The sequence below is a fragment of the Clostridium sp. SY8519 genome (genome assembly GCF_000270305.1).
Taxonomy (GTDB): Bacteria; Bacillota; Clostridia; order Lachnospirales; family Lachnospiraceae; genus SY8519.
In genome coordinates this window covers 1,863,835-1,877,835 of sequence record NC_015737.1, presented here as the reverse complement: position 1 = coordinate 1,877,835, position 14,001 = coordinate 1,863,835, and the positions used below count along the sequence as shown (strand labels likewise).

13 protein-coding genes and 1 riboswitch are annotated in these 14,001 nt (G+C 53.4%); of the genes, 3 read left to right on the top strand and 10 right to left on the bottom strand.

Annotated features, from left to right (window positions below; all coding sequences use genetic code 11):
- Positions 1-13: 13 nt before the first annotated feature.
- The gene (locus CXIVA_RS08770) at positions 14-733 is read right to left on the bottom strand and encodes a TraX family protein (protein ID WP_013977663.1); all 720 of its coding nucleotides are present in this window, start codon (positions 731-733) and stop codon (positions 14-16) included.
- Between the two features lie 427 nt (positions 734-1,160).
- Here CXIVA_RS08770 and CXIVA_RS08765 point away from each other — a divergent pair, with 427 nt between their 5' ends.
- Complete coding sequence (locus CXIVA_RS08765; protein WP_013977662.1) at positions 1,161-2,738, top strand: lactate permease LctP family transporter; 1,578 nt, start codon at positions 1,161-1,163, stop codon at positions 2,736-2,738.
- Between the two features lie 121 nt (positions 2,739-2,859).
- Here the strand turns inward: CXIVA_RS08765 and CXIVA_RS08760 are convergent, their stop codons facing one another.
- From CXIVA_RS08760 to CXIVA_RS08735, 6 genes are all read right to left on the bottom strand, one after another.
- A complete protein-coding gene (locus CXIVA_RS08760; protein ID WP_013977661.1) occupies positions 2,860-3,465 on the bottom strand; it encodes a thiamine phosphate synthase in 606 nt (201 codons plus the stop codon).
- A 15-nt stretch (positions 3,466-3,480) separates the two neighbouring features.
- Positions 3,481-4,734, bottom strand: a complete 1,254-nt coding sequence (gene thiH / locus CXIVA_RS08755) for a 2-iminoacetate synthase ThiH (RefSeq protein ID WP_013977660.1) — start codon at positions 4,732-4,734, stop codon at positions 3,481-3,483.
- A gap of 16 nt (positions 4,735-4,750) precedes the next feature.
- Complete coding sequence (locus CXIVA_RS08750) at positions 4,751-5,524, bottom strand: thiazole synthase (protein ID WP_013977659.1); 774 nt, start codon at positions 5,522-5,524, stop codon at positions 4,751-4,753.
- A gap of 86 nt (positions 5,525-5,610) precedes the next feature.
- The gene (gene thiS, locus CXIVA_RS08745) at positions 5,611-5,805 is read right to left on the bottom strand and encodes a sulfur carrier protein ThiS (protein WP_013977658.1); all 195 of its coding nucleotides are present in this window, start codon (positions 5,803-5,805) and stop codon (positions 5,611-5,613) included.
- A gap of 92 nt (positions 5,806-5,897) precedes the next feature.
- A riboswitch (TPP riboswitch) is annotated at positions 5,898-6,016 on the bottom strand.
- A 64-nt stretch (positions 6,017-6,080) separates the two neighbouring features.
- Entirely contained in the window at positions 6,081-7,805 is a 1,725-nt protein-coding gene (locus tag CXIVA_RS08740) for an ABC transporter ATP-binding protein (RefSeq protein WP_347475648.1), read from the bottom strand.
- Between the two features lie 74 nt (positions 7,806-7,879).
- The gene (locus tag CXIVA_RS08735) at positions 7,880-9,646 is read right to left on the bottom strand and encodes an ABC transporter ATP-binding protein (RefSeq protein WP_013977656.1); all 1,767 of its coding nucleotides are present in this window, start codon (positions 9,644-9,646) and stop codon (positions 7,880-7,882) included.
- Positions 9,647-9,842: 196 nt separating this feature from the next.
- On the opposite strand from CXIVA_RS08735, the gene CXIVA_RS08730 reads away from it, so the two are divergent.
- Positions 9,843-10,718: a LysR family transcriptional regulator gene (locus tag CXIVA_RS08730; protein WP_013977655.1), complete on the top strand. Its 876-nt coding sequence runs from the start codon at positions 9,843-9,845 to the stop codon at positions 10,716-10,718.
- A gap of 122 nt (positions 10,719-10,840) precedes the next feature.
- Here the strand turns inward: CXIVA_RS08730 and CXIVA_RS08725 are convergent, their stop codons facing one another.
- Together CXIVA_RS08725 and CXIVA_RS14125 are read right to left on the bottom strand one after the other, a co-directional pair.
- A complete protein-coding gene (locus CXIVA_RS08725) occupies positions 10,841-11,854 on the bottom strand; it encodes a glycosyltransferase family 2 protein (protein ID WP_013977654.1) in 1,014 nt (337 codons plus the stop codon).
- Between the two features lie 166 nt (positions 11,855-12,020).
- Positions 12,021-12,188, bottom strand: a complete 168-nt coding sequence (locus CXIVA_RS14125) for a hypothetical protein (protein ID WP_013977653.1) — start codon at positions 12,186-12,188, stop codon at positions 12,021-12,023.
- A 164-nt stretch (positions 12,189-12,352) separates the two neighbouring features.
- Here CXIVA_RS14125 and CXIVA_RS08720 point away from each other — a divergent pair, with 164 nt between their 5' ends.
- Positions 12,353-13,246 carry an AraC family transcriptional regulator gene (locus CXIVA_RS08720; protein ID WP_013977652.1) on the top strand — a complete coding sequence of 298 codons (894 nt, stop codon included), beginning with the start codon at positions 12,353-12,355 and terminating at the stop codon, positions 13,244-13,246.
- A gap of 6 nt (positions 13,247-13,252) precedes the next feature.
- Here the strand turns inward: CXIVA_RS08720 and CXIVA_RS14235 are convergent, their stop codons facing one another.
- Positions 13,253-13,939, bottom strand: a complete 687-nt coding sequence (locus tag CXIVA_RS14235; protein WP_013977651.1) for a PAS and helix-turn-helix domain-containing protein — start codon at positions 13,937-13,939, stop codon at positions 13,253-13,255.
- Positions 13,940-14,001: the final 62 nt, after the last annotated feature.

The following is a 14,001-nucleotide window of genomic DNA, read 5'->3' as shown; positions in this document are numbered from 1 at the left end:
CCGGCGGGACGCCTCAGGCTACAGCAAAGCGTATCCCTCCCAGCACTGCCAGGTGAGCCGGATAAAACACATAAAAAAACCATTTGTTAAATTTGCTCCCGGAGCCGCGGCTCCCGTCATAACACTTCAGCAGCGGAACCGCCAGGAGCATCCCGCCGTTCCACAGACTCAGATACCATGCTTCTCCGGAAGAAACCGCCGCGGCCGCCGCGCCGCCCCAGCAGCAAACAGCCAGCAGGCTGTAGGTCAGCCACATTTTTTTCGGCTGACTGCGCAGCATATAAAATACAAGCACCATCAGCGGGCCGTACCCGCCCCAGTCGCAGAACAGGGACAGCAGCACGGCGCCTGCCGCGGCTGCAATCCTCCCGGCGGACATTCCCACCCGGGTGATTCCCGCCAGCATCAGCAAAGACAGAAGCAGCGTCACCAGCATGTTTCCCTCGGAAAACAAATGCCGCGGCCAGCCGGCGCCGAATCGCGCAAAGACAAACGCCGGCTGCGCGACAGCAGCAAATACCGCAAGCCGCAGGACATAGCGCTTCAGGGAACTGGTATGCTGAAACCCTGCTGCCAGAAAATAGCACATGACAGGAGCCGTCAGACGGCCGATCAGGCGAAACAGGTCATACAGTCCCGGTTCGTTTCCCCGCATCAGCACAAACGCGGCAATATGGTCCAGCAGCATCGCTGCGGCAGCCAGGTATTTCAGACTGGTTCGATTCAGGCCCATGCAGTTTCTTCCTTTCTTTTTCTGTCAAGTATACCATAAAGCAGGACAGGCTGCCGCAAAAGCGGCAGCCTGCTCTTCGGGGGATAAGAAAGCGACTTGTTCATCTCTGCAAAAATCAACAAAAAGTATCCCCGCCCGGACCTCTGTCTCTGCAAAAAACAGCGGTCCGGAAAATATTATAAACAAATCGCTCCGGAAAGTGCAACAGGTTTCTATTGTTTGACTTTTTGTACAATTTGCCCTTCACTCTCGTCATACTCCCTAAGTTTTGTCAAGTTTTTCCTATAATATTTTGTCTAATTTGTCTATATTATAACAATATTTATTTTTTTCGTTTGTTTATTTTGATAAAAAGCATTGAATTTTCTCCGGCAATATGGCATTATAATAGACAAATGTTTCAAGAAAACAAAAGGAGGATTGTGTTATGTTATTTGTCAAGTTTATCCTTGCTTTAATCCCGATCATCTGGCTGATTGTTGCACTGAGCGGCATCAAGATGGCCGGCTTTAAAGCCTGCGTGATCGCGCTGGTCATCGCAGCCATTGAGGCAGTCGCGATTCCGTTCTGGCATATGCGCCCGGTCGACGCTGCTTCCGCTGCGCTGGAAGGTACGCTGAACGCGTTATGGCCGATTATTCTGGTTATCATCGCGGCGCTGTTTACCTATAATCTGACCCTGGAAACCAAAGCCATGGATTCCATTAAGAAAATGCTTGCCAGCGTATCCATGGATCAGCGTATCCTGATGCTGATCATCGGCTGGGGATTCGGCAACTTCATGGAAGGTATGGCCGGATTCGGTACCGCAGTCGCTATCCCGGCAGGTATCATGGTTGCGTTAGGCTTCAACCCGATTCTGACGGTAGTCGCTTGTTTCGTTATCAATACCACGCCTACCGCTTTCGGTTCTGTCGGCGTACCTACCGCCACACTGGCCACTGTTACCGGGCTGGATGTAGGCACCCTGGCAGCAAATACCGCTGTCATCGAACTGATTCTGATGTTCCTGTCTCCGTTTATCGCCATCTGCATTCTTGGCAAGGGATTCAAGGCTTTAAAAGGTGTCTTCGGCATCACAGTGATTTCTTCTCTCGCATTCGTTGCCCCGGCGGTTCTGACTGCCTTCGGCATCGGCGCGGAGCTTCCGAATATCATCGGCTCCATCGTATGTATGGTGGTTACCATCCTGCTTGGTGTAAAAACCAAAAACCGCCCGGTTCCGGATGAATACCGCGTACTGAAGAAAGTACCGGAATCCGGTGAAGGCGCAGCCGCAGCAGAAGAACATTTTGACGTAAAGGAAGGCATCAAAGCATGGAGTCCTTTCGTACTGATCTTCATCTTCCTGCTTTGCACCAGCAAGATCATCCCGTTTATCAACGGACCGCTGAGCTCCATTAAGAGCAGTTTCCAGATTTATACGGGAACCGGTGATCCGCTGGGCTTTACCTGGATCAACACCCCTGGTGTCATCATCTTCATCGCTGCCATCATCGGCGGACTGATTCAGGGCGCAAGCTTTGGTACCATGGGCAGAGTTTTTGTCAAAACGGTAAAAAGCAACTGGAAGACCATCGTCACCATCTGTGCCGTACTGGCCACCGCCAAGGTAATGAGCCACTCCGGCATGACCTCTGATATCGCAGGACTCCTGGAGAAATCCGGAAACTTCTTCCCGCTGGTATCTCCTCTGATCGGTGTCATCGGCGCTTTCGTAACCGGCAGCGGTACTTCCACCACCGTGCTCTTTGGCGATATGCAGCGGCAGACAGCGGAAGCCATCGGCGCCAACCCGTACTGGCTTGCTACCGCTAACACCATGGGCGCCGGCATCGGCAAGATGATCAGCCCCCAGGGCCTTGCCATCGGTGCAGCAGCCATCGGTATGTCCGGTCAGGAAAGCAAGCTGATGAGCGCCACCGCCAAGTACTGCGTCCTGTGCGTAATCATCGCCTGCCTGTGCACATATCTGCTCCCGATGCTCGGTGTACAGATCGGATAATCGAATTTATGCCCTGACTGCTTTTCAGGCAGCGGGACTCAATGATACAGAACTGTTTTTACAGGCCTGCCATAAAGACCTTTCTGATCCGGATCTTTTTCCGGAACAGAAAGGTCTTTTTTCACTCCATAAAATCTGATTCCCGCAGAGCATCAATCAGCGCGCCCGGATCCGCGCATCCCATCAGGCTGCTCATGACGCAGACACCGGCACAGCCGGTATCGCGCAGCTCTTTCAGGCGCTCCGGCGTAATTCCGCCAATGGCATACACCGGGATGTGCACGGCCCCGCAGACTTCCGTGAGAAACTCAGCGCCCCGGCCCGGCAACCCTTTCTTGCAGTCCGTCGCGAAAATATGGCCCGCGGTCAGATAGGTACAGCCCAGCGCTTCCGCCTGCCGCGCTTCTTCCACCGAATGGCAGGATGCGCCCAGGACTCTAAAGCTCTTCCGTTCTTCGGCAGACATCTGCACAAGGGCGGGCAGCGGGACATGCAACGCGGCAGCCTGCAGACTTCGGGCGGCCGCCGGATAACTGTGCAGAATACCCGTCACCTGCTCCCGGCGGCAGAGTTCCAGTACTTCTGCCGCCAGTCTTCGGTACTGTTCCGGGGACAGGTCTTTTTCCCGAAGGATCAGAGCATCCGGATGTCCGCGGACAATTTTCCGGATTCGTTCCAAAAACGGTTCTCTGCTCAGCTTCCGGCTGGTTACTCCTATGATTTTCAAAAGCCGCCTCCGTTTTTATACATACAGATAATCATTCAGCACCGGCTGCAGCCCCTCATCGGACATATCTTCGTACATCCCGGACAGGCTTCTGCCGTCGCAGATCTCAAACTGCTCGTCTCCTTCTTTTTCCTGTGCCTGTCTGCCGGTATACTTGCTCTCATGGTCTCCGATTCCGGTTGACACGCCGGCAGATATTTTTGTGGCCGCGATTTTTACGATACCATTGCGGAACTGGGCGCTTTCCCTGGAAGATACGGTGATGCCCACATAAGGCAGAAAAATCCGGTACGCGCACAGCACCTGGCACAGCTGCCGCTCCCCCACATCCAGGGGATTGATCTTCTCGTTATTGATAATCGGCCGCAGACGCGGGCAGGACAGGGACATCTCCGCCTGGGGATATTTTCTCTGCAGATAATACACATGCATCCCAGTGGCCAGGGCGTCTTTGCGGAAATCTGACAGACCCAGCAACGCGGAAAATCCTACGCCCCGCATGCCGCCCATAAGCGCGCGTTCCTGGGCATGAAACCGGTAGGGCCACACCCGCTTATGCCCCAGCAGATGGAGGGTCTCATATTTGTCCGTGTCATATGTTTCCTGGAACACCGTCACATAGTCCGCGCCGCATTCGTGCAGATACCGGTAATCCTCTGTATTAACCGGATAGACCTCCAGTCCCACCATGCGGAAATATTTCCGTGCCAGCCGGCAGGCTTCCCCGATGTACTTCACATCGCTCTTTGCCCTGCTTTCTCCGGTCAGAATCAGGATCTCTTCCATGCCGCTGTCCGCGATCACCTTCATCTCATGCTCCACCTGCTCCAGCGTCAGTTTCACACGGGTGATCTGATTGTAGCAGTTAAATCCGCAATATACGCAGTAGTTTTCGCAGTAATTTGCAATATACAGCGGGGTGAACAGATACACCGTATTGCCGAAATGCCTGCTTGTTTCCCTGCGTGCCCGCTGCGCCATCTCTTCCAGGAACGGTTCCGCCGCAGGAGACAGCAGTGCTTTGAAGTCTTCGATGCTGCAGATCTCATGATCCAGTGCCGCCCGGACATCACGGGCCGTATACTGACTGCAGTCATAACTGTTCATCTGCTCCATGACTTTTTCACAGACGTCCGAGTCAATCTGTTCCATCCCCGGCTGGTACTTCATATGATCCGTCCGGGAGGAGGGATCGGTTTCCAGCCGGTGCTTTTTTTCCAGGCTCTTTGCCGTCATCTGGTCCGAGTCAAAGATAAACTCATTTTCCATTGCTCTGTACACCTCCTCAGTCATGCAGGAATCCGGTCAGCGGGTCGGAAGACGCCGCTCCCCGCAGCAGCACGCGTCCCAGTCCGGATAAATATGCCTGTCTGCCGGCTTCGATGGCTTTGCGAAAAGCCGAAGCCATCAGCGGAAGATCCCCGGCTGTGGCCAGTGCCGTATTGGCCATAATCGCCGCCGCGCCCATTTCCATTGCCTCACAGGCCTGGGACGGTCTGCCGATTCCCGCGTCCACAATGATGGGCAGGTCGATTTCATCAATCAGAATCTGAATAAACTCTCTGGTGGCCAGTCCTTTGTTGGATCCGATGGGGGAAGCCAGAGGCATCACGGCTGCCGCGCCGGCCGAAACAAGATCCCTGGCCGCATTCAGATCCGGATACATATAAGGCAGTACCACGAACCCCTCCCGGGCCAGGATCTCTGTCGCCCGGATCGTCTCCTGATTGTCCGGCAGCAGGTATTTGGAATCCCGCATGATTTCGATCTTGACGAAATCACCGCATCCCAGCTCCCGGGCCAGACGGGCAATCCGCACGGCTTCCTCCGCGTTCCTGGCTCCTGAAGTATTGGGAAGCAGCGTCACTCCTTCCGGAATATAATCCAGGATATTTTCTTTTTCCGTTGTATTTGCCCGGCGTACCGCCAGTGTCACGATCTCCGCGCCGGCATCTTCCACTGCTGCCCGGATCAGTTTCAGGGAATATTTCCCCGATCCCAGAATAAACCGGGAGGAAAATTCCTTTCCGCCAATGACTAATTTGTCCTGTGTCTCCATTTTGCTCCTTCTTTCTGTTTCTGCCCAGACGGAACTCTGTCCGGAACTTCCGCCCTTCCTGTGTCTTACGGTCTGCAGACGGTCTGTCAGCCGCCGCCCATGAACTGTACGATCTCCACCACATCGCCATCCTGCAGAATCACAGCGGCATACCTGTCTTTGGGCAGAATTGCTTCATTGTATTCCACAGCAATGACGCGGGGATCATAGCCCGCTTCCCGCAGATAATCCGCCAGTGTCCTGCCGGCTGTGTCCAGTTGTACTCCGTTAATCTGTACCATTCGGGTCCCTGCTCCTTTCCTTTCATTCCTGTGCAAACAGCGAAAAACACGAAAAAAAGGAAGGCGCCTGACTGGCGTCTTCCCTGTATTCTCATCTTATTTCCAGACTTTCCTACGTTGGCATTATCCAAATCAGGTGTATGGGTCGAAGGTGTACCTTCCTCTCAGCCTGTCCGGATGCTGTCATCCTCAAGCTCCCCGCTGTTCACTTGTTAATTCTATTATAGCCCTGCTTTTTCGCCATTGCAAGCCGTAATTTCTGATTTCTTTTCCATTCATGAAGCGGTGCCGGCAAACTGGGAATTATACAGTGACGTATAAAAACCATTGGCTGCCATCAGTTCCTCATGGGTTCCCTGTTCAATGATTTTTCCCTCTTTCATGACAAGAATCCGGTCCGCGCTGCGAATGGTGGAAAGCCGGTGTGCCACAATGAAGCTGGTCCGTCCTTTCATCATCTTGCTGAATGCCTCCTGGATCCGGATTTCCGTCCGGGTATCAATACTGGAAGTCGCCTCGTCCAGAATCAACATGGGCGGAAGCGTCAGCATGATCCGGGTGATACACAGCAGCTGTTTTTGTCCCTGGCTCAGACTGTCATCGTCAATCACCGTGTCCAGCCCTTCCGGCATCCTGCGGATAAATTCCCAGCTATGGGCCTCTTTGGCTGCCTGAATGATTTCCTCTTCGGATGCCTCCGGCCGTCCGAAAGCGATATTCTCCCGCACGGTTCCCTGTTTCAGCCAGGTCTCCTGCAGAACCATACCGTATCCGCGCCGCAGGGACTGCCGGGTCACCTGGTAAATATCCTGTCCATCCACAGAAATCTTCCCTTCATCCACATCGTAAAAACGCATCAGCAGGTTGATCAGTGTGGTTTTCCCGCATCCGGTCGGACCCACAATCGCCACGGTCATACCAGGCTCTGCCCGGAAATTAAAGTCCTGAATCAGCGGTTTTGTTTTCTCATAAGAAAACGCCGCATGTTCAATGGCAACACTGCCCTGAGCCACCTGCAGTTCCCGATCCGGCTCTTTGCTCATGGGTTCCGCCTCGATCAGCGCGAATACCCGGGCCGCGCAGGCCAGCGCGTTCTGCAGCTCCGTAATCACTGAGCTGATATCATTAAAAGGCTTCATGTACTGGTTCGCGTAGGACAAAAGCACGGTCAGACCGCCTACGGTCAGATTGCCGCCCAGGATCCGAAAGGCGCCTACCAGTGCCACCAGCGCATAAATCACATTATTTACCGCCCGGGTGCCCGGATTGGTCAGGGAGCTGAAAAACACCGCCTTCTGGGAGTATTCCTGCAGTTCCAGGTTCACTTTACGGAACTGTTCCGAGGCTGTTTCTTCATGGCCGAAAGCCTTCACCACTTTTTCGCTGCCGACCATTTCGTTGATCAGCGCCGTCTGCCGGCCCCGGACTGCCGTCTGTTTCTGGAACATCCGGAACGAACGGGTGGAAATAAAACGGGCCACAAAAAAGCTCAGGGGGGTCATCACAATCACCAGCACGGTGATTCCGATATCTCTCTGGAACATAAAGACCAGTGTGGCAATGATCGTGACAATCCCGGAAAACAGCTGCGTAAATCCTAACAGCAGGCCATCCGACAGCTGATCGATGTCCGCGATGACACGCTGCACAATATCCCCGGAACTGTGAGAATCCAGATAAGACAGAGGAAGATCCTGAATCTGGCGGATCGCCCGGGCTCTGATATCCCTGACAGTCCGAAACGTCAGACGGTTGTTGATGATGTTCATGATCCAGGTCGCCAGTGCGGCCAGCACCATCAGCACCGCAATGCGAAGCCCGTACCAGGCCACCAAGGAGAAATCCACCCGGTGTTTCGCCACGATGCCGTCAATGGCATCGCCGTACAGATTCGGAATATACAGCTGAATGATGACAGAGACAGCCGCCATCACAATGCTGGCTGCCAGCAGCGCCTTATACCGGCCGATGACTGCCAGCACTTTCTTTAACACTGCCATGCTGGAAGACGTATCCATGGCATTCTGTTTTTCTTTCTGCGGCTTCTGCGCGCCGCCACGTCGGAATCCTCTGCTCATGCCTGCGCCTCCTTTCGTTCTTCCGGATACTGGGAGTAATAGATCTCCTGATATACGCCGCAGTCCCGCATCAGTTCCTCATGGGTGCCCCGTCCCACCAGTCTGCCGTCATCCAGCACCAGGATCTGGTCCGCGGTCCGTACGCTGGCCGTTCGCTGGGACACGATAAACACAGTCATCCGCTGTCCAAGCGCGCGCACCGCTCTGCGCAGATTCAGATCTGTCGCGAAATCCAGCGCACTGGCGGAATCATCCATAATCAGGATTTCCGGCTGTTTGACCAGCGCCCGCGCAATGGTCAGCCGCTGCTTCTGACCGCCGGACAGATTTCGGCCGTTCTGTTCCAGCAGGGCATCCAGCTGTCCGTCTTTTCCTTTTACCACTTCTGTGGCCTGGGCCGTGGCAAGAGCCGCCCACAGTTCTTCATCGGAAGCGTCCGCCTTTCCCCACTGGAGATTCTCACGGATACTGCCTTCAAAAAGTTCTGCCTTCTGGGGCACGACGCCGATCCGTTCGATCAGCTTCCCTTCCGGATAATCCCTGACATTGCTTCCGTCCACTTCCACACTGCCCTGTGTCACATCATAAAATCGCGGGATCAGGTTTACAATAGTGGTTTTTCCGCTTCCGGTGCCGCCGATAATTCCCACAGTCTCGCCCTTTTTCACAGAAAAATCGATATCTGACACTGCGTCTTCCCCGGAACCGTCATAGGAGAAGGATACATGATGGAAAGCCACCGCATCTTCGTTTCCTTCTGCTCCTGCGCCGGCCGGCACGGGCTGCCGGTCCTGTGTCTGCAGCCGTGGATATTCCATGCCTGGCTCCACTTCCAAAATGCTCTGAATCCGTTCGCCGCAGGCCAGCGACTTGTTAATCGTGATAATCATCGTGGCCAGCTTCACCAGCTCAATGATCAGCTGCGCCATATAATTGTACAGGGCCACTACGTCCCCCTGATGGATCGCCCCCAGATTCACCCGGAGCGCGCCCTCATGAATCAGAAAAATTGTAGCGGCGTTAATGACCACATAGGTCGCAGGATTCATCAGTGCCGACAGTTTTCCCACAAACTCATTCATCTTGGTCAGGGCTTCATTCCTGGCATCAAACTCCTGCACCTCTTCTTTTTCCTTGCAGAAAGCCCGAATGACACGGACACCGGTAAGATTTTCCCTTGTGGTGCCCAGCAGTCGATCCAGGGCGGCCTGTGATTTTTTAAACAGCGGAATGCTGGCAAACATAATGCCGAAGATAATCACACTCAGTGCCGGAATCGTCACCACAAAAACAAGGGCGCAGCGCACATCAATGGTAAAGGCCATCACCATGGATCCCACCACGATAAAGGGGCTGCGCAATAACAGCCGCAGAGCCAGGTTCACACCGTTCTGCACCTGGTTCACATCACTGGTCATCCGGGTAATCAGTGTATCCGTGCCCAGTGTATCCAGCTCCGTATAGGACAGCTTCTGGATGTGGTCAAACAGCCGTTGGCGGATCTCTGTGGCAAATCCCACGCTGGAGCGGGCCGCAAACCACTGCGCCGCGAAGGATATGCCCATGCCGGCTGCTGCCATTACCAGAAGCAGGAGGAAACACTTCACAATGTAAGGGCGGTTTCCCTGGGCGATCCCGTGATCGATAATGGCTGCCACCACAATGGGGATCAGCAGGTCCAGACAGGCTTCCACTAATTTAAATACCGGTGCCAGCACGGCATCTCTCCGGTATTTTTTCATATAAACAAGCAATTTTCTCATAATGATTCTCCCATCTGTTTTCTCTTTCCTGTGTTATAATAACATAGTTCTTCCTATATAGAGCATATATATATTATAGAAATGTATATTGTTTTTATATAGAAAGTGTTTTATGACACAGACACTCACCCGGGACTGCCTGCTCCGCGGGACATTTCCCGTGCCTGCCAAACGCACCTGCCAAAGGAGAATCCTTATGAATATGGAACAACTGACTTATTTTTCTGCCGTAGTAGAAGAAGGCACCATTTCCGGTGCCGCGAGACGTCTGCATATGTCACAGCCGCCGCTGTCGATGCAGATCAGAAAATTAGAACAGGAATACGGGGTACTCCTGTTTGAACGAGGGGCCCGCCAGATCCGCCTGACGGAAGCCGGGAAACTGCTCTACGATTACGCCCAGAGAATCCTGGATCTGAAAGATTCCGCTGAAGAAGATCTGAAAAGCCTGCATGCGGGAAAGGGAGGCAGCCTGAAACTGGGCATCATTTCCTCCGGAACCTGTGAGGAACTGTTTGCCGGTATCCGCGCCTTTCGCCGGGATCACGCGCAAGTGCGGTTCAAACTCTTTGACAGCAACACTTTCCTGCTGCTGGATGCCCTGGAACGGCAGCGGATCGAACTGGCGCTGATACGCACCCCTTTCCTGTCCCGGGGACTGGATATCCTGCGTATCCGCAGTGATTCCTTCGCTGCTGCGGGCACAGAACAATATTTCCGTCATCTGCCCGCCGATCAGCCCGTTACGCTGAAAGACTTAAACCACCTGCCGCTGATCGTCTACCGCCGCTGGGAAAAACAGATCCGGCAGACCATGGAAGCGGAACAGCTCTGTCCGGATTACTCCTGCATCAACGATGATGCCCGTACCAGCATCCAGTGGGCGGCTGCCGGCCTGGGCGTCGCGCTGGTCCCCACCTCCGTACTGCCGCTGGCCCCCCAGCTGTCCTGGCGTCTTCTGGCAGAAGAGAGCCTGACCAGCGATCTCTGCCTGGTACGCCGCAGCGGGCAGCATCCGTCGGACAATGCCCAGGCCTTTTTCCGCACCTTTGCTGCGCTGTACGGACACTGACTGTCTGCAGTTTTCCGATCGCTCCGGGTCGTCCGCGGGATCTTCCTTTTGCGGCTTTCCGTACACTCCCCGGATAACCCGCGGGATTTTCCTTCTCCGCCGGCGGATCCCCGCTTCCCGGATCAGCGAAATCCGATTATTTTCTGGCCGACATAATTTCCCAGAAGAATGATTCCGTGCCCCACCGGCCCCGGGATCCGGGCCGCGCGTCCCATGGCACTGTGTGCCACCATCGTATACAGGCCGGGATTGGAAGCCTGCAGCAGTTTCCACAGCTTCGCCGGCTGGTCCCTGTGGCGGGTCTGGAGACACAATACGGTGGTTACCATAAAAATCAGGGCCATCTGATGGGTCAAAAATCCTGCCTGCCGGCCGGTGAGCGATTTCATGTCTTCTGCTGCTTTGATCATCAGACGATTGATCCGGTACTGCTGTCTGACACGCCTGAGCATCATCTCTGTGCTGACGGACTGATCCGGCCGCCCCAGCATATAATGGTACAGATCCACGTCAACATAATACAGCCGCTGCGCCCGCGCCATCGGCACAAAGGAATAGATATTATCCTCATAATAGGTATGCTCCGGCAGATGCAGTCCGATTTCTTCCCGCAGCAGCGCCGTGCGGTAAATCAGCGCATGCATCAGGACATAAGTGGAAAGCCCCAGCGGCCGGGTCTCTTCCCAGCCAAACATGCGGTGCTGCGGAAAATATTTCCGGTACTGCATGGTTTTCGTATGCTTCCGCTCTCTGTTGTCATAGATATAATTGCTGAACACCACATCCGCACAGTCCTGGCGGCGCATCATCCGGTTCAATACAGAAAGCATGCTGCGCAGCGCCTCCGGCTCCAGCCAGTCATCGCTGTCCACCACTTTGAAAAACATCCCCTCAGCAGCCGCCAGTCCGGCATTAATCGCACCGCCGTGTCCCCGGTTTTCCTGGTGAATCGCCCGGCAGATGCCCGGATAGTTCCTGGCATATTCATCCGCGATTTCTCCTGTCCGATCCCTGTCGGATCCGTCATCCACAATCAGGATCTGCATGTCGGTTCCTCCGGTCAGCAGAGAATCGATACAGGTTCTCATATAAGCCGCGGAATTATAGCACGGCACGACGATACTTAATGTCTTCATTGACTCCTCCGGGATATGATACTCGTTCTAACACATGATTTGTCTATTATAACACAAAAAGAGCTGTATTTACACGACTGCGGCAACATTGCCGTCACAGGTGTAAATCAGCTCTTTTCAAAAGTACGCATCTGTGTCATCGGTATTCCCGGGTCTGTGTCTGTCATCAGAAACGAGGATAAGATTCTGCTCTCATGGCCATTGCTCTGCCATTCACAATCATGCCTTCCCGATAAAAAGCCGCAAATCTCTTCCACAGGGAAACCTTCTGCTCTCTTTTCTCATAATTTACTTTATTCTGTGCATTCTGCATTTTTGCTGCTATATCTGACATAATAAAAATCTCCTTTCATACAATATGTAAGCAATTAAAGTTTGTACCTTAAGTGCATCCTTATCTTGTTTACAATTGTATTATAGACATTTTTAATATATAATACTTCGCAAACCAGAAGAAAAATAAATCAAATCTTGCAAACACCTGAGGAGTGACTGCCCGTGATACCAATTTATCGAGAAAACCAGAATTCTCTGGAAATTTCAGAACTCGCTTCTGTACACTATGCGCCCCATCTCCATCACTCTGTGGAAATGATCTATATCACCCGGGGGAGCATGGAGCTTGGCATCGATACCCATCTGTACCATATGGAGCAAGGGGACTTTGCCGTCGTCTTTCCGAATCAGATTCATCACAGCCAGGTCTTCGATCCCGCCGGATGCCGCAATATTGACCTGTTGGCAGAGCCGATATTCTTTGATTCCTTTGTGGAACTGATGCTGGTCACCCAGTCCACGGATCCTGTAATCAAAAAAGACGCGGTGCATCCGGATATTCCCTATGCCCTGAACTACCTGCTGAAAAACGCGCCCCCCGGTGTCAGCCTTCCTGCCGCCATGCCCAAACGCCGGGCAGCCCGTTCGCTTCCTTCCGCTTCCAATATCTCCAGGGAAAATCTGCGGGAAAAAAGCTATGCCGTCATCTGCCGCTCCTTTGTGCAGATTATCCTGGCACACGCGTTAAACGCCATTCCTTTAGTCAGCCGGGAATCCACAGGACAGCACGATCTGGTCTACCAGACCGTCACCTATCTGGCCGCCCACTTCCATGAACCTGTCACTCTGACAAAAATGGCGGAGGATCTGGGCTGCAGCCCCTTTGCCCTGTCACGTATTTTTTCCAGGACCTTCCACTGCAATTTCAACCAGTATCTGAATGACATCCGGCTGGATTACGCCTGCACCATGCTGGCGGAAACCGATGAACCGATTACCACCATATATCTGGATTCCGGTTTTCAGAGCCAGGCCACCTTCAACCGCACCTTTCAGGAAAAATACCATATGACACCGCGGCAGTTTCGGAAAGAACAGAGTACTTCCCAAATCTGATTCTTTCTATTGTTTTCCGGTTAAACAGGACCGCAGATTTTCTCCTCTGGACAGTCCCAGCTTTCTGCGGATATTGCTGCGGTGAAAATCCACGGCTTTTTTGGAAATCACCAGCATCTCCGCAATCTGCCGGCTGGTATATCCTTTCTGTATCAGCTGCGCCACTTCCTGCTCCCGGGGGGAAAGTTCCCGGTGCTCCGCCCGCCTTGCGGCCCTGGAGCCGCCGGGATATACCACCTGGTCAACCACTGACGAAATCATGGATGTCAGGTTCTGGGTATAACACAGGACCAGGACCACTTCTCCCCTGCTGTTTGTAATGGCTGTTTTGTAAATTCTCAGCACTCCCAAATCCATGCCGTTTTGCTCATATCTGGTCAGATCATACTGGGGCTTTCCGGTGCGCATACTCAGAATCGCCGGACAGCCGACACAGGGTTCTTCCCGATTGTGAAAGGCTTCATAGCATTTCACGCCGGGGGAAATCCTGTCCAGATGATACCATTTGCGCTGTGCCTGGTTCAGATATACCAGATTCAGGTCCGGGCTGATCAGATAGATCCCCTCCTGAATATTGTCCAGAATCGTCAGCAACGCTTTCGGACTGTTCAGAAATTCTTCCACGGATTCCACGTGGAGGCCGGACATCGTCTCCAGCGGGATCACCTGATTATTATAGCGTTCAAAATCCATTTCTGTTTCTTTCCTTCCCATTTACTTCAAACGGTCTGCCCATTTCTGCTCCGTTCTTCTGT

Bases quoted from the DNA above. Each gene is read 5' to 3' on its own strand.
- CXIVA_RS08770 (WP_013977663.1), bottom strand. From the start codon at position 733: ATGGGCCTGAATCGAACCAGTCTGAAATACCTGGCTGCCGCAGCGATG.
- CXIVA_RS08765 (WP_013977662.1), top strand. From the start codon at position 1,161: ATGTTATTTGTCAAGTTTATCCTTGCTTTAATCCCGATCATCTGGCTG.
- thiH (WP_013977660.1), bottom strand. From the start codon at position 4,734: ATGGAAAATGAGTTTATCTTTGACTCGGACCAGATGACGGCAAAGAGC.
- CXIVA_RS08750 (WP_013977659.1), bottom strand. From the start codon at position 5,524: ATGGAGACACAGGACAAATTAGTCATTGGCGGAAAGGAATTTTCCTCC.
- thiS (WP_013977658.1), bottom strand. From the start codon at position 5,805: ATGGTACAGATTAACGGAGTACAACTGGACACAGCCGGCAGGACACTG.
- CXIVA_RS08740 (WP_347475648.1), bottom strand. From the start codon at position 7,805: ATGGCAGTGTTAAAGAAAGTGCTGGCAGTCATCGGCCGGTATAAGGCG.
- CXIVA_RS08735 (WP_013977656.1), bottom strand. From the start codon at position 9,646: ATGAGAAAATTGCTTGTTTATATGAAAAAATACCGGAGAGATGCCGTG.
- CXIVA_RS08730 (WP_013977655.1), top strand. From the start codon at position 9,843: ATGAATATGGAACAACTGACTTATTTTTCTGCCGTAGTAGAAGAAGGC.
- CXIVA_RS08725 (WP_013977654.1), bottom strand. From the start codon at position 11,854: ATGAAGACATTAAGTATCGTCGTGCCGTGCTATAATTCCGCGGCTTAT.
- CXIVA_RS14125 (WP_013977653.1), bottom strand. From the start codon at position 12,188: ATGTCAGATATAGCAGCAAAAATGCAGAATGCACAGAATAAAGTAAAT.
- CXIVA_RS14235 (WP_013977651.1), bottom strand. From the start codon at position 13,939: ATGGATTTTGAACGCTATAATAATCAGGTGATCCCGCTGGAGACGATG.